The following is a 25,912-nucleotide window of genomic DNA, read 5'->3' on the forward strand; positions in this document are numbered from 1 at the left end:
CCCGTGGTCAGCCGAGCGCCGCGACCTTGTCGCGGTACCCGCGTACGGGAGCCGCGTCCCGGTAGGGCTCCAGGCGCCGCTCGAAGTCGCGCACGTACTCCACCGCGCGCACCGAGCGCATCTCGCCCGCGGCCTGGGCCGCCTCGGCGCCCAGCTGGCAGGCCTGCTCCAGCTCGCCGAGGCCGAGGCGCGAGGTGGCCAGGACGACGCGGCAGAAGAGCCGGGAGCGGGCGTACCCGGGGGCCCGCAGCTGGAGGGAGCGCTCGGCGTGCTGGGCGGCCGCGCGGTACTGCTGGAGGTCGCGGTTGCAGTGCGCGAACTCGTCGGCGAGCTGGGCCTCGTCGAAGAAGCGCGCCCAGTACGGCACCTCGTCACCCGGCCGGGCGGCTTCCAGGGCGCGCTCGGCGCGCACCATGGAGGCCGTGCACGCCCGCACCTCGCCGAGCACGCCGTGGCCGCGCGCCTCCACGCCGTGCAGCAGGGCCTGCACCACCGGCGGCGCGGAGGACCCGACGCCCTGCTGGGCGACCCGGGCCAGCTGCACGGCCTCGCGGCCGTGGCCCAGGTAGACGGCCTGACGGCTCATCGTGACCAGGACGTAGGAGCCGTACGCGCGATCGCCCGCCGCCTGGGACAGGCGCAGGGCCTGCACGAAGTACCGCTGGGCGAGGCCGTGCGCCGCGATGTCGTACGACGTCCAGCCGGCGAGCCGGGTGAGGTCGGCGGCGGCCGCGAACAGGCGGCGCCCGGCCTGCTCGTTGTAGGTGCCGCGGAGCATCGGCTCGGCCTCGTGCTCCAGGTAGCGCACGAGGGCCTGGCGGGCGTGGCCGCCGCCGTAGGCGTGGTCGAGCGCGCGGAACAGCTCGCCGACGGAGCGCAGCGCCGCGATGTCGCCGCCGGACACGCGGTGCCCGGGGCCGCGGTCGGTGTCGCGGCGCTGGCGCGGCACCCCGGGGCGGCCCTGCGGGGGCACGCGCGGGGTCTGCGGCGGCTCGCCGCCGCGGGCGACGCGCTCGTCGGCCCGGCCGATGAGCCAGTCCCGGCTCGGCACGACAAGGCCGGCCGGGGTGAACGCGATCTTGCGCAGCTCGGCGTGGCTGCCGGAGTCCTTGCGCCACAGGCCGCCGACGATGTCGATGGCCTCCTCGGGCGACGCCGCGAACTCAAGTCCGGCGTAGACCGGCGCGCAGGCGTCCAGGCCGAGGTCCTGCGCGGACAGGCGGCGGCCGAGGCGGCGGGTGAAGACCTCGGCGATCAGCGCGGGCGTCGTACCGCGCGGCTGCTGGCCGCGCAGCCAGCGTGTCACCGATGTTTTGTCGTACCTGAGGTCGAGCCCGTGTTCGAGCCCTAGCTGATCGACGCGACGGGCCAGGCCCGCATTGGAGAATCCGGCTTCCGCGATGAGTGCGGCGAGCTGGCGGTTGGGGGTGCGCTGCGGGGGTCGTTCCGTCATCAGCTGTGCGGTCTCCTGCCCTTTGGGCCTGCCTTGAGCAGCCCATTTGGCCTCGTGAACGGCGTGAATGTAACGGCCTGTACCGCCCTCATCGCGACCTTCAAGCCGCATTCATCCGATCGTGTGAGGATTGGCCGGAGGGCTGACGGCAGGACACGAGCCGTACAGTGGCTGGGGCGCGATCCGTGCACGGTGAAGGTTTCCGTGCGCGGTGAGGTTTCGGTGCACGGTGAGGTTAGGGAGGCACGCGCCGTGGGCGAGTTGCGATTCATCCGGCTGGGCTTCGGCCCGGACTACGTCGAGTACCAGGAGGCCTGGGACGAGCAGCGCCGCGTGCACGCGGCCCGGTTCGCGGACGAGGGCCCCGACACCTGCCTGCTGCTCGAGCACCCGCCGGTGTACACGGCGGGCCGCCGCACCGCCGACAACGAGCGCCCGCTGGACGGCACGCCCGTCGTGGACGTGGACCGCGGCGGCAAGATCACCTGGCACGGCCCGGGCCAGCTCGTCGGCTACCCGATCCAGAAGCTGCCCCGTCCGGTGGACGTCGTAGCACACGTACGGCGCCTGGAAGAGGCTCTTATCCGAACGTGTGCGGAGTTCGGGCTCGCCACCACGCGCGTGGAGGGCCGCAGCGGCGTGTGGGTCCTCGGCGACCCGGTGGAGCGGCGGGCCGCCCTCGGGGGGCTCGACCTGGACTTCGACCCGCGTCTGACGGACGACGAGTTCGACCCGCGTCTCAACGGCCCGGAGTACGCGCCCTCCAACGCGGGCCAGCGCCGCGAGGACCGCAAGGTCGCCGCGATCGGCATCCGCGTCGCCAAGGGCGTCACGATGCACGGCTTCGCGCTGAACGTGAACCCGGACAACACCTGGTTCGACAAGATCGTCCCGTGCGGCATCCGCGACGCGGGCGTGACGTCGATCGCGAACGAACTGGGGCGCGACATCACGATCGCCGACGTGCTGCCGGTGGTGGAGAAGCACCTCAAGGACATCCTGGAGAACGCGGATCTCCAGCCGCGGGTCGTCGAGCGGCAGCCCGCACAGACCCCGGCGCCCGCCGCTGCGGCACCGGCCGCCGGGCGGGTCGCCGAGACAGCCCTCTCCTAGCCGCCGCGCGGCCGCGGGGGGCGTACGGGAATGCACCCCCATGGCCACAGGTTGGCCGTGAGTAAGTCCCATGAGTCAACGGGCGTACCCTGGGGTGCGCCGACGAATCGAAGTTACGCCAGCTAGCAGGGAGCCGATGTGTCCGCAGTCGCACCCGACGGACGCAAGATGCTGCGCCTGGAGGTCCGGAACGCCCAGACCCCCATCGAGCGCAAGCCCGAGTGGATCAAGACCCGGGCGAAAATGGGCCCCGAGTACACGCAGATGCAGAAGCTCGTGAAGAGCGAGGGCCTGCACACGGTCTGCCAGGAGGCGGGCTGTCCCAACATCTACGAGTGCTGGGAGGACCGCGAGGCGACGTTCCTCATCGGCGGTGACCAGTGCACGCGGCGCTGTGACTTCTGCCAGATCGACACCGGCAAGCCGCAGGCCCTCGACCGCGACGAGCCCCGTCGCGTCGGCGAGTCCGTCGTCACGATGGACCTGAACTACGCCACGATCACCGGCGTCGCCCGCGACGACCTGGAGGACGGCGGCGCCTGGCTGTACGCGGAGACCGTGCGCCAGATCCACGCCATGACCGCGGAGCGCGAGGCCGGCCACACCAAGGTCGAGCTGCTGATCCCCGACTTCAACGCGGAGCCGGACCAGCTCGCCGAGGTCTTCTCGTCCCGCCCCGAGGTGCTCGCGCACAACGTGGAGACGGTGCCGCGCATCTTCAAGCGCATCCGCCCCGGCTTCCGCTACGAGCGCTCCCTGAAGGTCATCACCGAGGCGCGCGAGGCGGGCCTGGTCACCAAGTCGAACCTGATCCTCGGCATGGGCGAGACCCGCGAGGAGATCAGCGAGGCGCTCCAGCAGCTGCACGACGCGGGGTGCGAGCTGATCACGATCACGCAGTACCTGCGCCCGTCGGTGCGCCACCACCCGGTGGAGCGCTGGGTCAAGCCGCAGGAGTTCGTCGAGCTGAAGGAGGAGGCCGAGGAGATCGGTTTCTCCGGCGTCATGTCGGGCCCGCTCGTCCGCTCCTCGTACCGCGCGGGGCGGCTCTACCAGATGGCGATCGAGCGCCGCGGCGCGTACGTCGCCTCGCAGGCGGTCTGACGCACGGACGGATGCCCGGCGACCGGCTCGGGCAGGGCGCGTGTGAATCCGCGCACAAGCAGCTACCGCTCGGTAGTGGCCGAGAAGTCGCGGCCCGTACGGTCTCCGCAGGTAGGGGCGACCGTATGGGCCGCGTCAGCGTTCGGGCCCTTCGCGTCAAGGCTTCATCGGCGTTTGACCGCCCGGTCACGCCCTGGTAACACCAATCAGTGACGCTGGAACTACCGCACGTAGAGCCTTACCCAGAGCCCTGGCGGCGGTCCCAGCCACTGGCCCCCACCGCACGACGCAGTGCCAGCGAGAGCCACTCGTAGCGTTCCCCCGTTCACCATTCGCTTCTCGGATCTCGGAGGGCATCACATGCAGGCCGCGCCCGTACGCGCCACCGCCATTCCGTCCGTCACCGACGCGCTGCGCGCCGTCGAGTCGGTGCTCCTGCGCGGTGGCCAGCGCACCGCACGCCGTAACGCCTGGACCTCCGTCCTGGAGGACCGGCGCCGCGCGAAGGACCGGTTCGAGGCCCAGCGCGTACTGGAAGAGGCGGGAACAACCCGCACGTCGTAGCAGCCCGCGGGGACACGTAGACTCAGGGCATGGCGAGGAAGGAAACCACCGCGGCGGACGCCGCGGCGAACCCGGGGCGACTCAAGCAGATTGCCCTCACGTACAAGATGACCCGGCGGACCGACTCCAAGATCGGTCTCATCATCGCGGCTGTGGGAATCGTCACCTTCGGTGTCTTCCTCGCGATCGGCTTCTGGATCGACCACCCCGTTTATCTCGGCATCCTGGGCTTCGTGCTCGCCTTCCTCGCGATGGCGATCGTCTTCGGGCGCCGCGCCGAGCGGGCGGCCTTCGGCCAGATGGAGGGCCAGCCCGGCGCGGCCGCCGCGGTGCTCGACAAGATCGGCCGCGGCTGGACGACGACCCCCGCGGTCGCGATGAACCGCAGCCAGGACGTGGTGCACCGCACCGTCGGCAAGGCGGGCATCGTCCTCGTCGCCGAGGGCAACCCGAACCGCGTGAAGCCGCTGCTGGCCGCCGAGAAGAAGAAGATGGCCCGCATCGTCGCGGACGTCCCCGTGCACGACGTCATCGTCGGCACGGGCGAGGGCCAGGTCGAGCTGAAGAAGCTGCGCACGACGCTTCTGAAGCTCCCCCGCGTCCTCCAGGGCCCCCAGGTGACGGCGACCAACGACCGTCTGAAGGCCATGGGCGACCTGATGAGCAATATGCCCCTGCCTAAGGGGCCGATGCCGAAGAACGTGCGCATGCCGCGTGGTCCGAAGATGCGGTAGCGCGTCGTCCACCTCTATGTACGCCGATGGGGCGGCCGGAACCTGCTGGGTTCCGGCCGCCCCATCGGCGTATGCCGGTCGGCCTCGTCGCCGGGGGTCCGGGGGCCGGCCGCGGGGCGCCGCGGGGTCGGCCCGGGAGGGCTGGCGGGTCCGGGTTCGACCCCGCGAGGGCTAGCTCCGGACCTGCACCGCGCGGGACAGGCGGTCGTGGAGGCCGCGGCCGTCGCGGTCCCAGATGATGGCGGGGATGCCGAGGCACAGCAGCACGCTGCGCACCGCCACGCGGCCGATGCCGAGGCGCCCGCCGTCCTCGGCGATGACGCGGAGGCCGAAGAGGCGCTTGCCCGGTGTGCAGCCGACCGTGCCGACGGTGAGCACGCTCATCACCAGGAGCAGGCCGAGCGCCCAGTTGCCCGCCGCCTGCGCGTCGCCCCGGGCGAACAGGCCGTACCCGATCAGCATGACCAGGGCCCAGTCGACGGCGATGGCCCCGAGCCTGCGCCCCGGCCGCGCGACGGAACCGGGGCCCTCCTCGGGCAGGCCGAGCCGCTCTCCCCGGTATCCGAAGTCGACGCCCGCGTCCTCCGCCGCCGCGCGGGGGCCGGAGAGCCACGATCCGATTGCTTGCCTGTTGTCCACCCGTCCACGGTACTGCGCCCGATCCCCTACGGGTCCTGGCGGGGTCCTGGTGACGGGCGCCCGCGGGGCCCGGGTCGGGCCGCGGCACCCCCGCCCGGTTAACTTCGGCGAAACAAACGGGTCACGCTTGAGAAATGCCCCCTCCCTATGGTCGGGTCCAGCGTGTGCCACCGCACTGGCCGCACGAACGAGCTGCAACCCCGCTCCTCCTTGGGCGGGAGTAGGAGGAGCTGGATGTTCCAGAACGCCGACGACGCCAAGAAGTTCCTCGCGGACGAGGACGTGAAGTTCGTAGACGTCCGCTTCTGCGACCTGCCGGGTGTGATGCAGCACTTCACGGTGCCGGCGGAGGCGTTCGACCCCGACGAGGAGCTGGCCTTCGACGGCTCGTCCATCCGCGGCTTCCAGGCCATCCACGAGTCCGACATGGCGCTGCGCGCCGACCTGTCGACGGCCCGGGTCGACCCCTTCCGCCGGGACAAGACCCTCAACGTCAACTTCTTCATCCACGACCCGATCACGGGCGAGCAGTACTCCCGCGACCCGCGCAACGTGGCCAAGAAGGCCGAGGCCTACCTCGCCTCCACCGGCATCGCGGACACCGCGTACTTCGGCCCCGAGGCCGAGTTCTACGTCTTCGACTCGGTCCGCTTCGAGACCTCCGCCAACCGCTCGATCTACGAGATCGACTCCGAGGCGGGCGCCTGGAACACCGGCGCGATCGAGAACAACCGCGGCTACAAGGTCCGCTACAAGGGCGGTTACTTCCCGGCCCCGCCGGTCGACCACTTCGCCGACCTGCGTGCGGAGATCTCCCTCGAGCTGGACAAGCAGGGCCTGAAGGTCGAGCGCCAGCACCACGAGGTGGGCACGGCTGGCCAGGCCGAGATCAACTACAAGTTCAACACGCTGCTCGCCGCGGCCGACGACCTGATGCTCTTCAAGTACATCGTGAAGAACGTCGCCTGGCGCAACGGCAAGACCGCGACCTTCATGCCGAAGCCGATCTTCGGCGACAACGGCTCGGGCATGCACGTCCACCAGTCCCTCTGGACCGGCGGCGAGCCCCTCTTCTACGACGAGCAGGGCTACGCGGGCCTCTCGGACACCGCCCGCTACTACATCGGCGGCATCCTCAAGCACGCCCCGTCGCTGCTGGCCTTCACGAACCCGACCGTCAACTCCTACCACCGCCTGGTCCCCGGCTTCGAGGCCCCGGTCAACCTGGTCTACTCGCAGCGCAACCGCTCCGCCGCGATGCGCATCCCGATCACGGGCTCCAACCCGAAGGCCAAGCGCGTCGAGTTCCGCGCCCCCGACCCGTCCTCGAACCCCTACCTCGCCTTCTCGGCGCTGTTGCTGGCCGGCCTCGACGGCGTCAAGAACAAGATCGAGCCGGCCGAGCCGATCGACAAGGACCTCTACGAACTCGCCCCCGAGGAGCACGCGGGCGTCCCCCAGGTCCCCACCTCCCTCCCCGCGGTCCTCGACGCCCTGGAGGCGGACAACGAGTACCTCCAGGCCGGCGGCGTCTTCACCTCCGACCTGATCGAGACCTGGATCGACTACAAGCGCACCAACGAGATCGCCCCGATCCAGCTGCGCCCGCACCCGCACGAGTTCGAGCTGTACTTCGACATCTAAAGAGCGAGGTCGGGTGAGCTGGGGCTAGACCCTGGAAACCTGCTGTGACCTGGGGAAACACTTCTCAACGTTTCCTATCGGTTCCGGTTGATTCCCGCCCTCTTGTGCAATCCACGTGCAAGGTGATCACCGTACGCTGATTGTTCGAGGGAGCCGCCCGGGACGGCTGGACGGCCTGAGAACCCGTCGGCAAGAAGCGCCCCGCTCCCGTGACACCACGGAGCGGGGCGCTTCACGTCCGGTCCGGCAGACATCCCCAGGGCGCCGGACCGGGGCTCTCAGGCGGGCGTCTCCTCTTCGAACCGGATCCGCCCGTCACTGCCCACAGGATGCTCGGCCAGCGGGACGGCGCCGGTCATGCGGCGGCACGTCGGGCAGAGATGGACCACGCGTCCGCCCGCCGATGCCACGTGCTCCAGGGCGACGGCGACGGGTGCGCGCGTCTCGCACGAGCACAGGCGGCAGACCCTGGACATGGCGGTCACCGCCTCAGACCGTTGCGCACCCGACTGCCGCCGTGGCGACAGTTGTGACCGCAGCGGATCACAAAGACCGGGGGCTCACCGCGGGCGCGCTTCCCGGCAGCGTAGACCGGGACGTTGTCCCCCGGGCACAGGTCGCACTCGCCTAGCTGGCATTCGGGGGAGAGCGCTTCGGTCGCGGCCCTCTTCGTCGCGGTCATGACGTACGGCCCCGCCCCGCCCCTCCTCGCACTTCGGTGAGATGCAGACGCAGCACGTCGTCTTCTTCTGCGGGGCGCACCTTCTCGGGGTCGGCGTCCCACTCGCGACCGCCGCCAGGCGGCCGGAGCTGAAGGTATGGACCCTCGTGGCCCATCACGCGCCCGAGGCGCATCCGCTTCGTATCGACAACTAGGGGGTGCTCCTTGTCGTCGCCGTGCGCGCTTCCCTCAGGCGCGTAGTCGTGCGTAGATTCAGTCACCGTCGGCGCTCCTCAGCAGCGTTGGCCGCGCCCCCGGGCCGCTCGCGCGCGGTCGCGGGGGTCTGATCACTTCATGCTGCTGCAGCGCATCGACGCCGAGTTTCACGACCTGTGAAACAACGTCAGGTCATGCCGAGCCACGAGGCGAACCCCGACAGCGAGGCCTTGCTGTACCGCTCCAGGTGGATCAGGGCTTGAACGATCTCGCGTACTTGGGGATGGTTACGGGCTTGCTCCGGCGATGCGCGCCGAGCTGCTTGGAGCGCGGCGAACGCCTTCTCCCGGTTGCCGTAGTCCAGCCACCCCTTCGCAGCGTCGATGTACCAGCGGCCTGCCCGTACGGGGGCCACGTCGGCGGGTAGCCGTGTCCGGCGCGTCCTGCGTACGACCTCCGGGCCGTCATACATCTCCACGGCCACCCCGAGCCGATGCATAGCGACGTTGGTCGGCCCGAACTCCAGGCCATAGTGATTGGCGTCGCGGCCAAGGCGCCGAGCGGCCTCCGCCGCGGCGTCCAGGTGCGCGTGTGCGGTCGGGGCGTTGCCTGCCCGCGCGGCGAACATGGCGGAGCGCAGGTGAACGGCGCCGTGCACACTGAGAGTGGGCGCGTCCATGGCGGCGATGTTCTCGCCCAGGTCATGCCGGACGCGGTCAAGCAGCCGTATCCCGCGGTCGTACGCAGCGGCCTGAAGGAACAGCGTCGAACGCTGCCACTGCGTACGACCGATGCGCAGCGGGTCGGCGGACTCCCGCGCCGCCCAGTTCACCCGGTCCATCGCCTGAGAGCGGAGATCAAATAGCCCGACGGCGTAGGCGATAGCGGTCACGCCGGAGTACGCCTCCCCGAGCAGCCCGAACAAGCGCTCCCGCTCCGTCCCGCTGGCTGCGTGACAGGCGGCCGACAGTTCGTCGAGCAAGGGCGGCAGCATGCAGCCGAGCTTCGCGTACCGGCCCTTGCGACCCAGGGCGGAGGCTGACGCCACGTCGACGGCCAGCGCGTCGAAGGGGCGGACAGGCAGCTCATCGTCAGGCAGATCCCAGCTCAGCATGGACGTCTGGATGTCCGGGATAGTTGCGTGCACCCGGCCCCGCCGGGGGTCCTCGTACGGCTGGCCTGTGAGCTGTTCCAGCCGGACCCCTAAGGCGCGGGCGGCACCTGCGGTGAGCGCGGGCGTGGCTGGCTTGTGCCCGCGCTCAACCTGAGCGACAAGCGATTTTGAGCATGGGATGCGCTGGGCCAGCTGAAGCTGCGTCAGGCCGCGCGCCTTACGCGCCTCCGCGATGCGAGGCCCGATGCGCTCACCCTCGTTGCCACTGGCGTAGGGCATCCTGAAACCCTTCTGACTTCGACACTCAGAAGGTACTCCCGCAGGCCTCGGGGGAAAGGCCATCGGCCCCCGTATCCCACGATGGTGGCCGATGCCGCTCTCGCGGTGCTGATCAGTCGGAGCGCGCACGGTCGCGGCAGAATTCCGGTGAAGGCCGTCACCCGTGAGGTGGCGGCCTTCGTCGTCGGGGAGCCGTCGGCCGCCGGTCCAGGGGCTGCTTTTCAGGTCGTTGGGGGAAGGGTCAGGGTGGCGGTGGCGCCGCCCTGGGGGGTGGTGTTTTTCAGGGTGAGGTGGGCGCCGATTACCTGGGACTGGCCGGAGGCGATGGTGAGGCCCAGGCCGTGGCCGTGGCCGCGTTCGGGGGTGGCTGTGTGGAAGCGCTGGGGGCCGTGGCGGAGCAGGTCCGGGGGGAAGCCGGGGCCGTGGTCCCGGACGGTGACGGTCGTGGCGTCGACGGTGACCTCCACCGGGGCGCCGCCGTGGCGGTGGGCGTTGAGGACCAGGTTGGTGACGACGCGGTCGAGCCGGCGCGGGTCGGTCTCGGCCACGGGGTGGCCGACGACGGTGACGGTGACGTGTTCCGCGAGGCCCGCCCTGCGCACGGACTCCGTCACCAGTTCGCCGAGCGGTACGGGCTGCGTGTCGGCCCGCTCCGCGCCCGCGTCGAGGCGGGAGATCTCCAGGAGGTCGTCCACCAGGCCGCGCAGCACCCGCACCCGGTCGCGGACCAGTTCGGTGGCCTCGCTCTCGGGCAGCAGCGAGGCCGAGGTGACCAGGCCGGTCAGCGGTGTACGCAGTTCGTGGGCGACGTCCGCGGTGAAGCGCTGCTCGCCGCGCAGCCGCTCCTGGAGCGCGTCCGCCATGTGGTCCACGGCCGAGGAGATCTCGCTGATCTCGTCATGGCCACGGCCTTCCGTGCGGGCGTCGAGGTCGCCGTGCCGGATGCGGCGGGCCGTTCCCGCGACGCGCCGCAGGCGCCGTACGACCAGTTCGGCGGCGAAGAGGGTGAGGGGGACGACGACGGCGAGCGTGGCGATGGCCGCGTAACGGATGTGCCGGTCGAGGGCTTCGAGGCTGAGCTGCTCGCCGAGCATGCTGGTACTGACGGCGATCACGGTTCCGTCGACGCGTTCGGCCGCCCACATGCTGGGCCCTTGGAGCGGCTTGCGGGTGTCGTACCAGGTCACGATGGTGGAGGTCGAGGAGTCCAGCCGGTCACGCAGCGGGTCGGGCACCTCGTCGCCGAGGACGTAGTTCGAGCGCTCCCGGGGGTCGCGGCGCGTGGGCCGCTCGCCCCGGAAGTCGGCCTTGGCCAGGTCCAGTTCGCGCATCGCCGCGGCGCGGCCGATGCCAAGACCGCGCTCCTCGGTGCGCTGGTGCACCAGCACCCCGATGCCGACGGCCATCGCGCAGGCCGCGGCGGCGACCCCGGCGGCGATCTTCCAGCGCAGCGAGCGGGGGTCGGCGAAACGCAGCAGCGCGCGGCCCTCACGGCCGGTGTCACGTCCCACGTCAGCGCCGGAACTTGTAGCCGAAACCGCGCGCGGTCTCGATGTGGTCGGCACCGATCTTCTTGCGGAGCCGCTGCACGGCCAGGTCGACGACCCGGCTGTCGCCCTCCCAGCCGTAGTCCCACACGGTGCGCAGCAGCCGCTGCCGTTCCAGGACGATCCCGGGCGCGGCCACGAATTCGAGGAGGAGGCGCAGTTCGGTGGGGGTGAGCGCGACGAGGCGCCCGTCGGTGCGCACCTCCAGGCCCCGGGTGTCGACGGTGAGGTTGCGGAAGGTGAGCACCGCGCCGTCGTCGGCCGTCTCGGAAGTGGCCGCGGAGAAGGTGGCCCGGCGCAGCAGCGTGCGGATGCGCGCCACGAGCACCGTGGTGTCGACGGGTTTGACGACGTAGTCGTCAGCGCCTGCCTCCAGTCCGGCCACGACGTCCAGCGCGTCGCCGCGGGCGGACATCATCAGGATCGGGGCCTGGCTCGTCTCCCTGATTCTGCGGCACAGGCCGATCCCGTCGAGGAACGGCAGCATGATGTCGAGCAGCAGCAGGTCGTGTTGCCCGCCCCGGAACATCTCGAGGCCCGTCAGGCCGTCCGGCGCCGCGGACACCTGGTAGCCGTAGCGCTCCAGGGCCATGCCGACGGACCTGCGGATCGTTTCGTCGTCCTCGACCAGCAGGACGCGGACGCTGGCTGAGCCGCCGCCACGGTTGTGTCCCATCACGTCACCCTAGATCGTGTCTGCGATGTCGCTCGACCGGTCGCGTCGGCGGAGGGCCCGGCGTGCGCGGACGCGGTCCTCGTGCGCGCTCCCCTCGTCACAGGCGGAAGGACGCCGCGACCGGCAGGTGGTCGCTCCCGGTGCGCGGCAGGGTCCGGGCCGACACCGGCGTGACCCCTCGCGCGAGGATCTGGTCGAGCCGGACCATCGGGAACGAGGCGGGCCAGCTGAATCCGAAGCCCTGCCCCGCCTCCTCCTGCGCCGACCGCAGCCACGAAGTCAGCGGCCGCAGCGCGCGGTCGTCGGTGGTGCCGTTGAGGTCGCCCGCCACGACGACCCGGGGCAGTCGCTCCTCCCGTACGAAACCGGCGAGTCGCGCCCCCGCCTCGTTGCGCTTCTCGGTGGCGAATCCGCTGCTCGGGTGCACGCGGATGGACGCGAGATGGGCGACGTACACGGCGAGCGGGCCCTTGGGCGTCTCGACGGTGGCCCGCAGGGCGCGGGTCCACGGCATGACGGCGAGGGGCTCCACGTCGCGGAGCGGGCGCTTGCTCCACAGGCCGACGGATTCCCGTACCGCGTGGTACGGATAGGCGCCGGCCAGCGTCCGCTCGTACGCGGGGGCGCTGCGCGCGGTCAGCTCCTGGAGGGCGATGACGTCGGCACCCGACGCGGCGAGGTCGCGGGCGGTGCGCTCCGGGTCGGGGTTGTCGTCGTGGACGTTGTGGCTGACCACGGACAGGTCTCCGCCCGTGGCGCTCTTGTCGAGGAACGTACCGGCGAACAGGCAGCACCAGACGACGGCCGTCAGCGCGACGGCGGCGCAGGCGACGACGGACCGGCGCAGCAGGGCTGCCGCCAGCAGGACGGGCACGCTCACGCCGAGCCAGGGCAGGAAGGTCTCAAGGAGGCTGCCCGCGTTCCCGAGGGCGTTGGGCACGAGCGAGTGCCCGAGCATGAGCAGCGCGACGAGCGCGGCGAGCGCGGTGACGAGCCGGCCGGACCGGGCGGGGCCGAGCCAACGGGGCCATGCGGGACGCCCGCTCCCGGGTCGGGAGCCGGCGCGATCGGGCAACTCGGGCTGGCTCGCGGCGGGCGCGTCCGCGTGGTCGGCGGTGCGGACGGGCGGCTTGGCCTGGTGAGTGGTGCCTTCCAGCAGCTCCGCCCGGCGTGCGGTGCCGTCGGGCAGCTCGGGACCGAGCACGGCGGGCACCTTTCCCTGGCTATCGGGGCGGACGGGCGGCTTGGCCTGGTGAGTGGTGCCTTCGGGCAGCTCCGCCCGGCGCGTGGTGCCTTCGGGAAGCTCGGTCCGGCGAACGGTGCGCTCAGGCGGCTCGGCCCGGTCGACCGCGCCGGCAGGCGACTCGGGACCCAGCACGGCGGGCAGCTCCGCCCGGCCATCGGCGCGGACGGGCGGTTCCGCCCGGTGAGTGGTGCCTTCAGCCGATTCCGCCCGGCGTGTGGTGCCCTCGGGCAGCTCGGCCCGGTCGACCGCGCCGGCAGGCGACTCGGGGTCCAGCACGGCGGGCAGCTCCGCCCCGTGTGTGGTGCCGCCGGGTGGCTCCGGGTCGCGTGCGGCCCGTGGCTGTGCCCGGTCGTCTGCGTGTTCCGGCAGTGAGGTCATGTCCGCACCCGCTCACCGTCGCGCAGCGCGGCGGGAAGGCGCGTCCGTACGGCCTCGATCAGCGCGCCGCTCTTCTCCAGGGCGGCGGCCAGACCCTCCGCGGGAGTGGTGCGGGCGCGCTGGCCGAGGACGACGCCGAGCACGAGGTGCCGCCGCGCGCCGGAGGTCACTTCCGCGGCCCACATGAGGTTGCCGCCCGCGGGCGTGCTCGACCCGGTCTTGAGCCCGATGACCCCGGGCTCGTCGAGGAGGCGGTTGGTGTTGGTGACGGTGCCGGGCACCCCCGGCACCTTCGTGCCGCGCAGCGCCACCACCTCCCGCAGCACGGGCTCCTTCATCGCCTGCCGGGCGAGCGCGAGCTGGTCGTCGGCGGTGCTCTTGGTGCTGGCCTCGAAGCCGCTGGCGCCCGTGTACGTCGTACGGCTCATGCCGAGCCGCGCGGCGGCGCGGTTCATCTTCGCGACGAACGCCTTCTCACTCCCGGCGTCCCAGCGGGCCAGCAACCGGGCGACGTTGTTGCCGGAAGGCAGCAGCAACAGTTCGAGGAGCTGGCGCTGGGTGTGCTGCCGGCCTTCGCGGAGCGGGGCCGTCGACTCGCTGAGCGAGTGGGACTCCTCGGCGGCGGCCGCGTCGACCGTGATCCGCGGCCCCTGCTCGCCGCGCGCGAGCGGATGCTCCTTGAGGATCACGTACGCGGTCATGACCTTGGTGACGCTCGCGATCGGCACCGGCTCGTGGCCGCCCGCACGGCCGAGGCCGCCGATGCCCTCCACCGCGACGCTCGTCTGACCCTCCCGGGGCCACGGCAGGTCCAGCCGCTCGGCGACCGCGGCCGTCTCGTACGGCCGCGGGGCCCCGCCGCCCCCGCCCCCGGCGTGCCCGAACCACCCTCCGACCCCGACGACGGCCAGCAGCCCGGCGGCCCCGCACACCGCCCCGACGCCCCGCACCCGACGACCCCTCACCGCAAGCACCTCTCCGCAGCCCGGCACGTGCGGTGATCCCCGCACGCCACCCAGCCTTGGCGGAGCGCGCATCCAACCGGTCAGGGTCGTGCATCCACCGGCCCGCGAACATGTGTCATCCAGGTATCAGCCGCCCGCCGGGTGCCTGTTCCTGTTCCTGTTCCTGTTCCTGATCACGGCCATGGTGGTGTTCGGCCTGTCCCCCGCTGCTCGCCGTGAAGGCCGTCGCCGCGCCATCAGCCGCGCGCGCCCTCCGCGCTCTCCGCGGCCCGCGACCGGGGGCCGGCCACGGTGCTGCGCCCCGCACGGGTGATGACCGCGTGGGCCGTCTCCGCCGCGACGAGGCCGAGGGTGATGAAGGCCGCGCCGACGGGGCCGAGCCAGTGGGGGCCCGCCCAGGCCATGCCCGCCTGGCCGACCAGGGGGGCCGCCGAGACGCCTACGTAGACCATCGCCGAGGCCAGGCCCGTGAGGAGAGGGGCCGCCGTGGGCAGGGCGGTGATCAGGCGGTGGGTCTGGGGAGCCAGGAGGCCCCAGCCGCAGACGCCCCAGATGAGCAACGCCACGACGGTGGAGGCGAGATGGGCGCTCGTCCAGGGCAGGAGGGCGAAGTCGAGTGCCGCCACGACGATCGCGGTGTTGATGACGCGGCGGCCGCCGAAGCGGTCGGTCAGGCCGCCCGAGCCGAGCGTTCCCGCCGTGGCGGCCAGGCCCCAGACGAAGAGCAGCACGGCCAGGGTGGTGCCGCTGCCGCCCGTCGCGCGGTCGAGGCTCTCGCTGATGAAGGAGTAGACCGTGTAGAGGCCGGTGTAGACGAGGAGCGTGGTGAGGAGGGTGAGGCCGATGCGGCGGTCCGCCAGCGGGGCGAGGCGCGTGCGCAGCGGGACCGCCGGGGGCGTGGGGATCGTGGGGAGCAGCAGCGCGATGGCCGCGGCGGCCAGGACCCCGAGGGTCGATACGAACACCATGGTGAGGCGCCAGTTGCCGGTGGCGCTGCCGATCGCCGTGCCGATGGGCGAGCCGAGCGCGGTCGCCGCGCTGAGGCCCGTCATCACGGTGGCGATGGCGCGGCCGCGGCGCTCGGGCGGGGCGAGGGCCGCGGCCGCCGCGACGGCCGCCGGGGTGACCATCGCCCCGCCGAACCCGGCGAGCGCCCGCCCGGCCAGGGCCACGCCGAAGTGGGGGACGAAGGCGGTCAGGAGGTTGCCCGCGGTGAAGACGGCGAACCCGGCGAGGAACAGCGGGCGCCGGGACCTGCGCGCGGTGAGCGCGGCCATGACCGGGCCGAGGACGGCGTACGTGAAGGCGTAGGCCGTGAGCAGCCATCCCGCGGTGCCCACGGAGACGCCGAGCGAGTCGGCCGCGTCCGGCAGGATGCCGGCGATGACGAAGCTGTCCGTGCCGATGGCGAACATTCCGGCGGCGAGGACGAGGAGTGGTCGGTACACGGGCGATTCCTCCGGTTCTGGGGGGTGGTGGGGTGGGTGTGGTGCTTGCCCGAGCGGCGTGCGTGCGAGCAGCGTGCGTACGAGCGGCGTGCGTACGAGCGGCGTGCGTACGAGCACCATCGTCGTAACAATTACTGTTACGACACAGGGGTGAAAAAAGGCCGGTCCGCCGGGACCGGCCCGTCCGGGAAGGTCAGGCGACCGTCTCCTTGAGGACGTCGGCGACGGTGACTGCGGCCAGTTCGGCCTTCATCGCCTCTTCCGCGCGGCCGTACGCGCCGCGAAGGACCGGCGGGATGCCGCGTCCCACCGGGCACTTCTGATTGGGGGCTGAGGGGTGGAGGGCGAGCAGCGGGTCCGGCTCCACCGCGAGGTAGACGTCCCGGAGGGTGATCGACTCGGGCTCGCGGGCCAGCCGCCACCCCGCGCCCTGGCCGCGCTGCGACACCACGAGGCCCGCGTCGCGCAGGCTGCCGAGGGTGCGGCGGATGACGACGGGGTTGGTGTTGACGCTGTCGGCGATCTGATCGGACGTCACGATGCCGTCGGGCCGCTTCGGGCAGACCAGGGCCATCCACGTCAGCGCGTGCGTGGCTACGGTCATGCGACTGTTGGCGCTCACGTCGCCCCTTTCCGTGGCCCGGCGCTCTGTCGCAACTGATTCTGTTACGACATGGGGGTGGCTGTCCAGCCCTGCTCGTCGAGGTCGAGGAGCGCCGTGAGCTTTCCGGGGGCCAGGGCCCGATAGCTCTCCGCGAGGAGTTCGGCGACCTCCGTCCAGTCGGGGGCGGGCGCGTCCAGGTGCAGGCCGACCACGTTCGCGCCCCAGCCGAGGCGGAAGAAGGGCGGGCCCGCGTTCGTCAGGGCCTCCAGCTCCTCTCCCCGGGCGCGGAAGGTGAGGGTCGTGGTGGGCGCGGCGGCGTGGGCGTGGGTGGCGGCGGGGCGCGCGGGGTCGGTGACGTAGACGTGGGCGAAGGTGCGGCCCCGGACGCGCCAGCGGGTGCCGGTCCAGGCCTGTTCCTCGTACGCGTCGGGGAGGCGGCCGCAGATCGCGCGGAGGCGCGTGAGCGTGTCGAGGGGGACCTCGGCGTCGGGGGGCGTGGTCATCCGGGGAGTGTAGGCGGCGGGTCCGACGGTCGCAGGAAGGTGACGGTGGGGTGGTCGTGGGGAGCGGCGGGTGGGGTGACCCGGGCGCGGACGCCGTAGACCTCCGCGATGAGGGGTTCGGTGACGACCTCCGTCGGTGTGCCGTGCGCGTACGCCCTGCCCTCCTTCAGGACCAGGATCTCGTCGCAGAACATCGCCGCCAGGTTGAGGTCGTGCAGGGCGATCACCGTGGTGACGGGGAGGGTCGCCACCAGGGTCAGCAGGTCCAGCTGGTGGTGGATGTCCAGGTGGTTGGTGGGCTCGTCGAGGAGGAGTTCGTGGGGGGACTGGGCCAGGGCCCGGGCGATGTGGGTGCGCTGGCGTTCGCCGCCGGAGAGGGTGTGCCAAGGCTGGTCCGCGCGGTCGGTCAGGCCCGTGCGGGCCAGGGCGTCGGCCACCGCGCGGTCGTCGTCGGCCGTAGCCGGCGCCCAGGCGCGGCGGTGCGGGACGCGGCCGAGGCGTACGACGTCCCGGACCGTCAGGTCGACCTGGGTGTCGGCCTGTTGCTCCACCAGGGCGAGGCGGCGGGCCACCGCGCGGCGGCCGAGGTCGCGCAGCGGCTCGTCGTCGAGGGTGACCACTCCGGAGGTCGGGGCCAGGACGCCCGCGAGGAGGCGCAGGAGCGTGGACTTGCCCGAGCCGTTGGGGCCCAGGAGGCCGACCACCGTGCCCGGCCGGGGGGCGAGGGTGACGCCGTCGACGACGAGGCGCCCGCCCGCGGCCCGGGAGACCCGACCGGCCCGCAGGCCCGCGCCCGCCGACCGCTCCGGCGCAGGGCCCGCCGGGAACCCCTCCGGTGGGGCCGTCTGCCGCTCCCCCGCGCTCACGCGCCCCTCCCCGGCGATACGGGGGACCCGCTCAGCGCGCTCGAACCCTGACCTCCACCCGCCGAAGGCTCCTCCGGAGGGCCTGCTGGCCAACTCGCCGGGGCCCCCGCGGAAGGGCCCGCCGACAGACGCCCCGGGAGCCGCACCGAAGCACCCTCCGAACGCTCCGCCCGGGACTCCCCCGCCCACACGGAGACCCGCCGGGCACTCACACCCGCACCTCCGCCCACCACAAACCCTTCCGAAGAACTAGCTGGACAACCCGCCGAAGTCCCTGCCGAACAGCCTGCCGGAAGGCCCTCCGGGAACCCTGCCGGAGCCTCACCGGAAGCCCCACCGGACCACCCGCCGAAAACCGGCGGGACGCCCCACGGGAACCCAACGAGAAACCCCTGGGAAGCCCCACGGGAACCCAACGGGAAGCCTCCGGCAAGCCCCCAGGAAGCCCCACAGGAACCCAAAGGGAAGCCCCCAGGAAGCCCCACAGGAACCCAAAGGGAAGCCTCCGGGAAGCCCGCGGGGAACCCCACAGGAAGCCCCACCCGCTTCACCCGCCCCTCCTCGTCCGATAGAGCACCAGCACGAACGCGGGCACGCCGATCAAGGACGTGACCACGCCGACCGGTACCTCCTGGGGGTCCAGGAGGGTGCGGGCCAGGGTGTCCACCCAGATGAGGAAGACCGCGCCGGTCAGGGCCGTCACCGGCAGCAGGCGGGCGTGGCGTGGGCCGGTCAGCGCGCGGGCCGCGTGCGGCAGGGTCAGACCGACGAAGCCGATCGCCCCGGCGGCGCTGACCAGGGCCGCCGTGAGCAGGGCCGTGGTGCACAGGAGGAGCAGCCGGACCCGGGTGACGTGCACGCCGAGGGCGGCTGCCGCGTCCTGGCCGAAGGCGAACGCGTCGAGCGTGTGGGCCTGGGACAGGCAGATCGCCAGGGCCACGGCGAGGACCGCCGCGCACAGCGCCACGTCCGTCCAGTCGGCCCCGCTCAACGAGCCGAGCAGCCAGAACAGGACGCCGCGCGTCGTCTCCGCGTCCGCGGCCGTCAGGATGACGAAGGAGGTGAGGGAGGAGAAGAGCTGCATGGCCGCGACCCCGGACAGGACGACGCGGTCCGTCGTGGCGCCCAGGGCCTGGCTGAGGAGCAGCACGAAGCCGAACGCGCACAGGGCACCGGCGAAGGCCCCGCCGGAGACCGACACCGCTCCCCCGCCCACCCCGAGGACGACCACCGCCACCGCGCCCGTCGACGCCCCGGAGGACACGCCGAGGACGAAGGGGTCGGCGAGCGGGTTGCGCAGGAGCGACTGGAGGACCGCGCCGCACACCGCGAGGCCCGCCCCGCACACGCCCGCGAGCAGGGTGCGGGGCATGCGCAGGTTCCAGACGATGCCGTCGCGCAGCGGGGTGAGCCGGGCCTCGCCCCAGCCGAGGTGGGCGGCCACCGCGGCCCAGACGTCCGGTACGGAGATGTCGGCGGGGCCGATGGTGACGGCGAGGGCCACCGACAGCGGGAGGGCCACCAGGCCCGCCGCCCACAGGAGCGCCGCGCGCCAGGCGCCGCGCACCCGCTCGGCTACGGCCGTGCTCACCGCGCCAGGCCGAACTCGCGCAGCCCGGCCGCGACTTGTTCGATGCCGTCGACCGTGCGGATCGTGGGGTTCAGGGCCTGGCCGCTGAGGAGCACGTACCGCTTCTTCTTCACGGCCGTGAGGTTCTTGGTGACGGGGTTGGACTCCAGGAACTTGATCTTCTGGCGGGCGCTCTCGGCGGACTGGGCCCTGCGGGTGAGGTCGCCGATGACGAGGACGTCCGGGTCGCGGTCGGCCACGGTCTCCCAGTTGACCTGGGGCCACTCGGCGCGCGTGTCGGCGAAGGCGTTGCGGACGCCGAGGGCGCGGGTGATGACGCCGGGCGCGCCGCAGCAGCCCGCGATGTAGGGCGCCTTGGAGTCGGAGAACCAGTACAGGACGGACGCGTCGGACGACTTGAGGGTGCGCTTCGCCTTGGTGACGCGGGACTTGAGGTCCGCGACGAGGCGCTCGCCGCGCCCCTCCACGTGGAAGATCCGGGCCAGGTCGCGGATCTCGCCGTAGACGGTGTCCATGGTGAGCGTCTTGGTGCGGGTGCCGTCGCCGTCGCCGCTGTTGTCCTTGCCCGCGCAGTCGGTGGGCGAGACGTAGACGGGGACGCCCAGCTCGGTGAACTTGGCGCGGTCGGCGACGCCGCCCTTGCCGACGGTGTAGAGGAACGACGCGCTGACGAAGTCCGGCTCCTTGGAGAGGACCTTCTCCAGGGACGGATAGCGGTCGGCGAGGCGCTCGACCTTCGCGTTCTGCTTCTTCAGCCCTGGCAGGACCGGGTCGGTCCAGGTGCCGGTCCCCGCCATGCGGTCGGCGAGGCCGAGGGAGAGCAGGATCTCCGTGGAGCCCTGGTCGAGGGAGACCGCCCGCTCGGGCGGGGAGGTGACCTCGACCTTCTTGCCGCAGGCGGTGACCGTCACCGGGTAGCCGGCGGCCTTGGCCCCCTCGTCCCGCCGCTCGGCCGAGCCGCCGCCGCAGGCGGTGAGCAGGAGCAGGCCGCCTGCCGCGAGCAGCGCCGTGAGGCGCGCCCCGGGTGTGGTGCGGGCACCGGGGACGGTGCGGGGACGGGCGGCCGCGCGGAGTGCGCGAGGGGCGGATGAGGGCACAGGTCTTCCCGGGTCTCATGGCTCATGCGCGGAGCCTGGTCTGCGAAACCCCGCCGCCCGGCGCGCGGACGGCGGTGCCAGCAGGTCTTCGGACTCGGGTTCGTCCGGGCGGGGCCGCCTTCCCGGATGTCCGGTGACATCCAGTGGCCGCTGGTCCCCCCGTCCCCCTCACCGCTGCGCGTCAGTTCCGGATTCCCACCGGATTCCCTGGCCCGGGTGCGGGCACGACTGGCGTGCGCAAGCTATCACCCCGGCGCGGGCCGGCAGGGCGTCACCCCTGCTCGGGGTGCGGCTCGCCGCGGTAGGTGCCGAAGGACCACTTGTTGCCCTCCGGGTCCGCGACGGCGAACTCGCGGCTGCCGTACGGCTGGTCCTCGATCTCGCGGATGACCTGCACGCCCGCCTCCTTGAGGCGTTGGTGGAGGGCGTCGACGTGGTCCGTGACGACGTACGCGCCGAACGTGCCCGGCCGCAGGCACCACTCGGCCGACTCCGGGTCGTACGAGCCGAGCATGACGCCGCCGCCCTCGGGCCAGTCGAGCTGGGCGTGCGCCACGCGGCCGGCGTCCTCGTACACGGCGGTGCGCAGGAAGCCGACGGTGGTGACGAGGAAGTCGATGAGGGCGGGCGCGTCGTGGGCCTGGAAGGTGGGCCAGACATCGGGGGCGCGCAGCTTCGGCGAGGTGTGACCGTTCTGTACTGCTTCGGTGGTGTTCATGCCCTCAGCCTTCGCCGTCGCGGTGCCCTCCGGCTTGGATATTCCGGCACTCTTCGGCCAGCCAGGCGCTCGGGCTCGCGTCCGTGTACTGGCGGAAGTCGCGTACCAGGTGGGAGTGGTCGTAGTAGCCGCAGTCGGCGGCGACGCGGGCGAGGTCGGCGGGGGCGCCCGCGACGACCGCGCGCACGATTCGCGCCTTCGCGTGCTGGAAGCGCATCAGGCGGGCGGCCTGCTTGGGCGTCACGCCGGTCTCGGCGCGGAACAGGGCGGTCAGGCGGCGCTCGCTGAGCGCGACGTGCGCGGCCAGGCCCCGCACGGTGCCCGCGCCCCGGTGCCGGGCGAGCCAGGCCCAGGCCTCGGCGACCTCGGGGCGCACCGGGGCGAGGCGCCCGGCGTCGGCGGCGCGGCGCGCCAAGTAGGCGTTGAGGCAGGCGAACCGCTCGTCCCAGCCGTCGGCCGCGCACAGCCGCTCGCGCACGTCGGCGGCGATCCGGCCGAGGACGTCCGTGCCGTCGGCGACGAGCACGCCGGTCAGTTCGGCGGCCGGGAGGCCGAGGAGCGAGCGGGCCGCGAGCGGGTGCACGGCGAGCTGGATGCCCGCCTGGTGCTCGGGCTGCACGACGTACGCCGGGCTCTGGTGCAGGCCGCCCACGACGATGCCGGTGCGCACCGCGCCGGGCCCGGTGGCCTGCCGCGCGGTGCGGCCGGTGACCACGGGCCCGTCGAGCGAGAAGATCAGCGTCAGATACGGGGACGACAGGCCGCGGTGCAGGCCCGGCGCCTCACCGCGCGTGCGGTAGCCCACGGCGGACACGACCTTGCCGCCCTGCTCCGGCGGGAGCGGGGCCCGGACGAACTCGCGGAGGGCGGTGTCCATGCGTCCATTGTGACCGTACGAGGGGATCGGGCGCGGGCCGGGTGAGGGCCCGGGGGCGGGCCCGTATCTACCCGCTCCGCCGCGTCCCATGCCCGCCACGCACGGTGACATCGATCATGGGAATCGCCTCCGCGCGCTCGTAGCATGTCCCGCCGCTCCGCACGGGGCGGCGCATCCCTCCCGAGGAACGGACACCATGGCTGTACGAGCACGAGGCGGAGCACACGGCAGGGGCAGGCGCGCGGCGCTCGGGCTCGTGGGGGCGGTCGCGGCGGCGGTGTTCGCGGGCGGCGCGCTGGGGCCGGGCGCGCACACCGCCGACGCGAGCCGGGCGGGCGCGCCGGGCCGCGCCGCCGCGGACCGGCTCGCGCACTGGCCGAAGCCGGTGGCCGCCGAACTCGGCAAGGTCATCGCCGAGAACGAGCACAAGGGCGCGTACGCCGTCTTCGACGCGGACAACACGACGTACCGCAACGACCTGGAGGAGGCGCTGCTCCCGTTCCTGGAGATGAAGGGCGTCCTGACCCGGAAGTCGATGGACCCGTCGCTGAAGGTCATCCCGTTCAAGGACACGGCCACGCACAAGGAGAGCCTCTACAGCTACTACAACCGCCTGTGCGAGGTCGACGACCAGGTCTGCTACCCGTGGGCCGCGCAGATCTTCTCCGGCTTCACCCTGAAGACGCTCAAGAGGTACGTCGACGAGCTGCTCGCGTACGACAAGCCGATCCCGGCGACGTACTACGAGAACGGCAGGGTGACGCGGACCGAGGTCCACCGCCCCGCGTTCTCCCCCGGCATGCGGGAGCTGTACAAGGCGCTGCGCGCGCACGGGATCGAGGTGTACGTCGTGAGCGCCGCGAGCGAGGACCTGGTGCGGATGGTCCTCGCCGACCCGAAGTACGGGTACGGGGTGAAGCCGCGGAACGTCATCGGCGTCGGCCTCCAGTTGAAGGACCCGCGGACCGGCCGCGTCACCAGCGCCCGTAAGGAGATCGCCGAGGGCCGCTTCGGGCCCAAGGACCGGGCGCGGCTCGCCCGCTACGAGCTGACGCCGCGCCTGTGGGCGCCGCTGACCTGGTACCAGGGCAAGCCCGCGGCGATCTCCACGTACATCGACGAGTGGAAGAAGCCCGTCCTCGTGGCCGGGGACACGCCGGTGAGCGACGGGCCGATGCTCTTCCACTCGGCGGACGTGGCGAACGGCGGCGTGCGCGTGTGGGTCGACCGCAAGGACAGCTACATGAAGCAGCTCGACGCGATGAAGCGGAAGAACGCCGCGCGGCAGCGGGAGTTGGGGCAGCCCGTCACCGCGGACAAGCGGTGGCTCACGGTGACGCCGGAGCAGCTCGGCTAGGGCCTGGGCGTGCCGCCCGTCCCGTCCAGGCGGCGGAACGCCGCCTCGGTGCCTCACACCGGGGGCCGCGGGTGCCGGGCCCCTTCAGTACGCCGTGGTCGCGGGGAGGGCCCCGGCCTCGATGGCGCTGGTCAGGACCTTGTGGTCGGTCGCGTTCTGGGCGGCGTAGCGCACGGCGAAGGCGGCGACGGCCCGGTCGAAGGTGTCGGCGGAGCCCAGGTAGGCGGCGATGGCCACGCGGTCGCCGGAGCGGGCGTGGGCGCGGGCGAGGGCGGTGCCGCAGAGCCGTGCGTGGACGAGGAGTTCGGCGGGTTCGAGCGCGGCGATGTCCACGGAGGCCTTCGTGTCGCGCAGCCGGCGCCAGTAGTAGGCACGGCCCCGCGGGCCCGTCATCGAGCCGAGGAAGACGTCGTCCGCGGCCTGGAGCAGGCGCTGGCCCGCGACGACGCGCCGGCCCGGGTGGAGGGTGGGGCCGGCGGGCAGGTGCTCCTCCAGGACGGACGGCACGGCGTCCTTGATCTGGAGGAACAGCGGGTCCCCGGCGTCACGGCCGGTGAGCAGCACGACGAAACAGCGGGTGCCGACGCCGCCGACGCCGTCGACCTTGCGGGCGGCGTCGACGAAGCGGTAGCGGTCGAGCAGGAGGCGGCGCTCATCGGCGAGCGTCGAGCGGTAGTCGCCGAAGATCTTGCGCAGGGCCGCCATCTCGGGGGCTCCCACCGGTTCGAGCAGGGGCGGGTCATGGACGATGCGGCGGCGGCCGTCGACGACTTCGGTGAGCTTGCCGAGGGGCTTGAGGCGGGTGCGGTGGCCCGCGCGGTCCGGGTGGGCCGCGGCGTGCTCGCGGTGGCGCGCGGAGCCGGTGAGGCGCAGCAGGCCGTCCGCGCCGACACGGGCGTACCAGACGTCCAGCTCGCCCTTGCGCGCCAGGCGCCGGACGCCGGTGCGGTAGGCGGTGACGGTGGCGAGGGCCGCGTCGTGGGCCCCGCCCTCGCCCCCGCCCCGCTCGCGGACGGCCACGGCGACGCTGGCAGCGAGGCGCTTGACGTCCCATTCGAAGGGGCCGGGGCAGGTCTCGTCGAAGTCGTCGAGGTCGAACAGGAGGCGGCGCTCGGGCGAGGCGAACACGCCGAAGTTCAACAGGTGCGCGTCGCCGCAGAGCTGGACGGTGAGGCCGGTGTGGCGCTGGGCGGCGAGGTCGCCCGCCATGACGGCGGCGGACCCGCGCAGGAACGCCAGCGGGGACGCGGCCATGCGGCCGTAGCGGACCGGGAGCAGGTCCTGCACGCGGTCGGCGGACTGCCGCTCCAGGACGGTCACCGGGTCGGGGCGGTCCGCCGAGGGGATCCAGGCCCCGTGCGAGGACCGGGAGGCCCGTTTGCGGGCGGCCTTGCCCCGCTCCGCGCGCTCGGCCGCGGTGGTCATGGGCGGTCCCCTCTCGGCGGGCGGGCGGGCCCGGGACACCCCGGGCCCGCCCCTCTGCCGTGGTCGGGCGGTGCTCTCCCCCTGGGCCGTCAGCGGTTGTAGCGCATGAAGGCGCGCACCATGTGGCACGTGGTGCCCGACGGGGGGTGGATGCCCACCGTCTCGGCCATCGTGCGTATCCGGACGTTGCTCGCCTGGTTCGGCACGTACACGCCCGCGTCGAGCAGGGCGATGGCCAGGCGCATGGCCTTCAGGCGGCGGTTGTGCGTGATGTACCACTCGCGGGGGCGGCCGGGCGGCAGGGGGTGCTTCTCCATCGGGACGTACGGGACGTCGAACAGCGGCTGCTTGACCGCGCACGGGGTGCGGCGGGACGAGCGGGACGAGGTGCGGTCACGGGAGCGGGCGGTCGGCTTGGCGGGCGCGGACGGGACTGCGGCAGCGGGCACGGACATCCTCCTGTCGCGGTTCGGGAACCCTCGCGGGCCCCTTCGAACATTGCTTCCATTCTACGTGCCGGCACTGACAACCGCCTGCGCCCAGAATCGCAATCTCCCCTGGCCAGAGGGGGTTTGAGGGGGCGTGGGGCGGATGGTTCGGAGGTAGCGTGTGCGGCATGGAGATCTGGATCAACCCCGCCTGTTCGAAGTGCCGCAGCGCCCTGACGCTGCTCGACGCGGAGGGCGCCGCGTACACGGTGCGCCGCTACCTGGAGGACGTGCCCACCCCCGACGAGATCCGCGAGGTGCTCGGCAGGCTCGGCCTCGAACCCTGGGACATCACCCGCACCCAGGAGGCCGCCGCCAAGGAACTCGACCTGAAGGACCGCGCCCGCTGGCCCCGTGACGCCTCCGGCCGCGAGGCGTGGATCGAGGCGCTGGCCGCGCACCCCAAGCTCATCCAGCGGCCGATCATCACCGCGGACGACGGCACGGCGGTGGTGGCCCGCACGGAGGAGGCGGTACGGGACGCGCTCGGCCGCTAGCCGCCCGACCGAGCGGCAGACCGGTCGAGCAGCCGCCCGACCGAGCAGCAAGAGCGGGCAAATCTTTACAAATCCCTGCACATCGGTACGTAGGGTGGAGCGCTCCAC

Annotated in this window: 25 protein-coding genes and 1 riboswitch; of the genes, 7 read left to right on the forward strand and 18 right to left on the reverse strand. The window is 72.7% G+C overall.

Annotation, left to right across the window (positions count from 1 at the left end):
- Positions 1-7 precede the first annotated feature (7 nt).
- A complete protein-coding gene (locus AC07GB_RS17260; protein WP_478846152.1) occupies positions 8-1,453 on the reverse strand; it encodes a regulator in 1,446 nt (481 codons plus the stop codon).
- 252 nt (positions 1,454-1,705) lie between these two features.
- On the opposite strand from AC07GB_RS17260, the gene lipB reads away from it, so the two are divergent.
- The 4 genes from lipB to AC07GB_RS17280 all read left to right on the forward strand — a co-directional run bounded on the left by lipB (position 1,706) and on the right by AC07GB_RS17280 (position 4,968).
- The gene (gene lipB, locus AC07GB_RS17265) at positions 1,706-2,566 is read left to right on the forward strand and encodes a lipoyl(octanoyl) transferase LipB (RefSeq protein ID WP_478846154.1); all 861 of its coding nucleotides are present in this window, start codon (positions 1,706-1,708) and stop codon (positions 2,564-2,566) included.
- 138 nt (positions 2,567-2,704) lie between these two features.
- Positions 2,705-3,670 (forward strand): lipoyl synthase, encoded by a 966-nt coding sequence (gene lipA / locus AC07GB_RS17270; protein ID WP_478846156.1) that lies wholly within the window; start codon positions 2,705-2,707, stop codon positions 3,668-3,670.
- A 360-nt stretch (positions 3,671-4,030) separates the two neighbouring features.
- Complete coding sequence (locus tag AC07GB_RS17275) at positions 4,031-4,234, forward strand: SCO2195 family GlnR-regulated protein (protein ID WP_478846158.1); 204 nt, start codon at positions 4,031-4,033, stop codon at positions 4,232-4,234.
- Positions 4,235-4,263: 29 nt separating this feature from the next.
- A complete protein-coding gene (locus tag AC07GB_RS17280; protein WP_478846160.1) occupies positions 4,264-4,968 on the forward strand; it encodes a DUF4191 domain-containing protein in 705 nt (234 codons plus the stop codon).
- A gap of 171 nt (positions 4,969-5,139) precedes the next feature.
- Here AC07GB_RS17280 and AC07GB_RS17285 read toward each other — a convergent pair whose 3' ends face one another.
- The gene (locus tag AC07GB_RS17285; RefSeq protein ID WP_478846162.1) at positions 5,140-5,607 is read right to left on the reverse strand and encodes an RDD family protein; all 468 of its coding nucleotides are present in this window, start codon (positions 5,605-5,607) and stop codon (positions 5,140-5,142) included.
- A 234-nt stretch (positions 5,608-5,841) separates the two neighbouring features.
- Here AC07GB_RS17285 and glnA point away from each other — a divergent pair, with 234 nt between their 5' ends.
- Complete coding sequence (gene glnA, locus AC07GB_RS17290; RefSeq protein WP_138959336.1) at positions 5,842-7,251, forward strand: type I glutamate--ammonia ligase; 1,410 nt, start codon at positions 5,842-5,844, stop codon at positions 7,249-7,251.
- Between the two features lie 278 nt (positions 7,252-7,529).
- On the opposite strand, the gene AC07GB_RS17295 is transcribed toward glnA, so the two are convergent.
- The 14 genes from AC07GB_RS17295 to AC07GB_RS17360 all read right to left on the reverse strand — a co-directional run bounded on the left by AC07GB_RS17295 (position 7,530) and on the right by AC07GB_RS17360 (position 22,037).
- Positions 7,530-7,727, reverse strand: a complete 198-nt coding sequence (locus tag AC07GB_RS17295; RefSeq protein WP_478846164.1) for a hypothetical protein — start codon at positions 7,725-7,727, stop codon at positions 7,530-7,532.
- A gap of 588 nt (positions 7,728-8,315) precedes the next feature.
- Positions 8,316-9,521, reverse strand: a complete 1,206-nt coding sequence (locus tag AC07GB_RS17300) for a helix-turn-helix domain-containing protein (protein WP_478846166.1) — start codon at positions 9,519-9,521, stop codon at positions 8,316-8,318.
- A 221-nt stretch (positions 9,522-9,742) separates the two neighbouring features.
- Positions 9,743-11,032, reverse strand: a complete 1,290-nt coding sequence (locus AC07GB_RS17305; RefSeq protein WP_478846168.1) for an ATP-binding protein — start codon at positions 11,030-11,032, stop codon at positions 9,743-9,745.
- Position 11,033: 1 nt separating this feature from the next.
- Positions 11,034-11,744 (reverse strand): two-component system response regulator CseB, encoded by a 711-nt coding sequence (gene cseB / locus AC07GB_RS17310; RefSeq protein WP_478846170.1) that lies wholly within the window; start codon positions 11,742-11,744, stop codon positions 11,034-11,036.
- A 97-nt stretch (positions 11,745-11,841) separates the two neighbouring features.
- Positions 11,842-12,819 (reverse strand): endonuclease/exonuclease/phosphatase family protein, encoded by a 978-nt coding sequence (locus AC07GB_RS17315; protein ID WP_478846488.1) that lies wholly within the window; start codon positions 12,817-12,819, stop codon positions 11,842-11,844.
- Between the two features lie 545 nt (positions 12,820-13,364).
- Complete coding sequence (locus tag AC07GB_RS17320) at positions 13,365-14,333, reverse strand: D-alanyl-D-alanine carboxypeptidase family protein (RefSeq protein WP_478846172.1); 969 nt, start codon at positions 14,331-14,333, stop codon at positions 13,365-13,367.
- Between the two features lie 236 nt (positions 14,334-14,569).
- Positions 14,570-15,781, reverse strand: coding sequence for an MFS transporter (locus AC07GB_RS17325; RefSeq protein WP_478846174.1), 1,212 nt, complete (start codon positions 15,779-15,781; stop codon positions 14,570-14,572).
- 193 nt (positions 15,782-15,974) lie between these two features.
- The gene (locus AC07GB_RS17330) at positions 15,975-16,403 is read right to left on the reverse strand and encodes an Rrf2 family transcriptional regulator (protein ID WP_478846176.1); all 429 of its coding nucleotides are present in this window, start codon (positions 16,401-16,403) and stop codon (positions 15,975-15,977) included.
- Positions 16,404-16,447: 44 nt separating this feature from the next.
- The gene (locus tag AC07GB_RS17335) at positions 16,448-16,888 is read right to left on the reverse strand and encodes an MmcQ/YjbR family DNA-binding protein (RefSeq protein ID WP_478846178.1); all 441 of its coding nucleotides are present in this window, start codon (positions 16,886-16,888) and stop codon (positions 16,448-16,450) included.
- Positions 16,885-17,673, reverse strand: a complete 789-nt coding sequence (locus AC07GB_RS17340; RefSeq protein WP_478846490.1) for an ABC transporter ATP-binding protein — start codon at positions 17,671-17,673, stop codon at positions 16,885-16,887. Before AC07GB_RS17340 ends, AC07GB_RS17335 begins: the two co-directional genes overlap by 4 nt.
- Positions 17,674-18,301: 628 nt before the next feature.
- Entirely contained in the window at positions 18,302-19,345 is a 1,044-nt protein-coding gene (locus AC07GB_RS17345; protein ID WP_478846180.1) for a FecCD family ABC transporter permease, read from the reverse strand.
- The gene (locus AC07GB_RS17350) at positions 19,342-20,349 is read right to left on the reverse strand and encodes an ABC transporter substrate-binding protein (RefSeq protein WP_478846492.1); all 1,008 of its coding nucleotides are present in this window, start codon (positions 20,347-20,349) and stop codon (positions 19,342-19,344) included. The genes AC07GB_RS17345 and AC07GB_RS17350 overlap by 4 nt, the downstream gene beginning before the upstream one ends.
- 155 nt (positions 20,350-20,504) lie before the next feature.
- Positions 20,505-20,690: riboswitch (cobalamin riboswitch) on the reverse strand.
- A gap of 23 nt (positions 20,691-20,713) precedes the next feature.
- The gene (locus tag AC07GB_RS17355; protein ID WP_478846182.1) at positions 20,714-21,160 is read right to left on the reverse strand and encodes a VOC family protein; all 447 of its coding nucleotides are present in this window, start codon (positions 21,158-21,160) and stop codon (positions 20,714-20,716) included.
- Between the two features lie 4 nt (positions 21,161-21,164).
- The gene (locus AC07GB_RS17360) at positions 21,165-22,037 is read right to left on the reverse strand and encodes an AraC family transcriptional regulator (RefSeq protein ID WP_478846184.1); all 873 of its coding nucleotides are present in this window, start codon (positions 22,035-22,037) and stop codon (positions 21,165-21,167) included.
- Between the two features lie 196 nt (positions 22,038-22,233).
- On the opposite strand from AC07GB_RS17360, the gene AC07GB_RS17365 reads away from it, so the two are divergent.
- Complete coding sequence (locus tag AC07GB_RS17365) at positions 22,234-23,394, forward strand: HAD family hydrolase (RefSeq protein ID WP_478846186.1); 1,161 nt, start codon at positions 22,234-22,236, stop codon at positions 23,392-23,394.
- A gap of 84 nt (positions 23,395-23,478) precedes the next feature.
- On the opposite strand, the gene AC07GB_RS17370 is transcribed toward AC07GB_RS17365, so the two are convergent.
- Both AC07GB_RS17370 and AC07GB_RS17375 read right to left on the reverse strand, forming a co-directional pair.
- A complete protein-coding gene (locus AC07GB_RS17370; protein ID WP_478846188.1) occupies positions 23,479-24,819 on the reverse strand; it encodes a DUF2252 domain-containing protein in 1,341 nt (446 codons plus the stop codon).
- 89 nt (positions 24,820-24,908) lie between these two features.
- Positions 24,909-25,274: a hypothetical protein gene (locus tag AC07GB_RS17375; protein WP_478846190.1), complete on the reverse strand. Its 366-nt coding sequence runs from the start codon at positions 25,272-25,274 to the stop codon at positions 24,909-24,911.
- A gap of 161 nt (positions 25,275-25,435) precedes the next feature.
- Between AC07GB_RS17375 and AC07GB_RS17380 the strand changes: the two genes are divergently transcribed.
- Positions 25,436-25,804 carry an arsenate reductase family protein gene (locus AC07GB_RS17380; RefSeq protein ID WP_478846192.1) on the forward strand — a complete coding sequence of 123 codons (369 nt, stop codon included), beginning with the start codon at positions 25,436-25,438 and terminating at the stop codon, positions 25,802-25,804.
- The last annotated feature ends 108 nt before the right edge of the window (positions 25,805-25,912 follow it).

This window comes from Streptomyces sp. NPDC045778 (assembly GCF_056431945.1).

Bases quoted from the DNA above. Each gene is read 5' to 3' on its own strand.
- AC07GB_RS17260 (WP_478846152.1), bottom strand. From the start codon at position 1,453: ATGACGGAACGACCCCCGCAGCGCACCCCCAACCGCCAGCTCGCCGCA.
- AC07GB_RS17275 (WP_478846158.1), top strand. From the start codon at position 4,031: ATGCAGGCCGCGCCCGTACGCGCCACCGCCATTCCGTCCGTCACCGAC.
- AC07GB_RS17280 (WP_478846160.1), top strand. From the start codon at position 4,264: ATGGCGAGGAAGGAAACCACCGCGGCGGACGCCGCGGCGAACCCGGGG.
- glnA (WP_138959336.1), top strand. From the start codon at position 5,842: ATGTTCCAGAACGCCGACGACGCCAAGAAGTTCCTCGCGGACGAGGAC.
- AC07GB_RS17295 (WP_478846164.1), bottom strand. From the start codon at position 7,727: ATGTCCAGGGTCTGCCGCCTGTGCTCGTGCGAGACGCGCGCACCCGTC.
- AC07GB_RS17300 (WP_478846166.1), bottom strand. From the start codon at position 9,521: ATGCCCTACGCCAGTGGCAACGAGGGTGAGCGCATCGGGCCTCGCATC.
- cseB (WP_478846170.1), bottom strand. From the start codon at position 11,744: ATGGGACACAACCGTGGCGGCGGCTCAGCCAGCGTCCGCGTCCTGCTG.
- AC07GB_RS17335 (WP_478846178.1), bottom strand. From the start codon at position 16,888: ATGACCACGCCCCCCGACGCCGAGGTCCCCCTCGACACGCTCACGCGC.
- AC07GB_RS17355 (WP_478846182.1), bottom strand. From the start codon at position 21,160: ATGAACACCACCGAAGCAGTACAGAACGGTCACACCTCGCCGAAGCTG.
- AC07GB_RS17360 (WP_478846184.1), bottom strand. From the start codon at position 22,037: ATGGACACCGCCCTCCGCGAGTTCGTCCGGGCCCCGCTCCCGCCGGAG.
- AC07GB_RS17365 (WP_478846186.1), top strand. From the start codon at position 22,234: ATGGCTGTACGAGCACGAGGCGGAGCACACGGCAGGGGCAGGCGCGCG.
- AC07GB_RS17370 (WP_478846188.1), bottom strand. From the start codon at position 24,819: ATGACCACCGCGGCCGAGCGCGCGGAGCGGGGCAAGGCCGCCCGCAAA.
- AC07GB_RS17375 (WP_478846190.1), bottom strand. From the start codon at position 25,274: ATGTCCGTGCCCGCTGCCGCAGTCCCGTCCGCGCCCGCCAAGCCGACC.
- AC07GB_RS17380 (WP_478846192.1), top strand. From the start codon at position 25,436: ATGGAGATCTGGATCAACCCCGCCTGTTCGAAGTGCCGCAGCGCCCTG.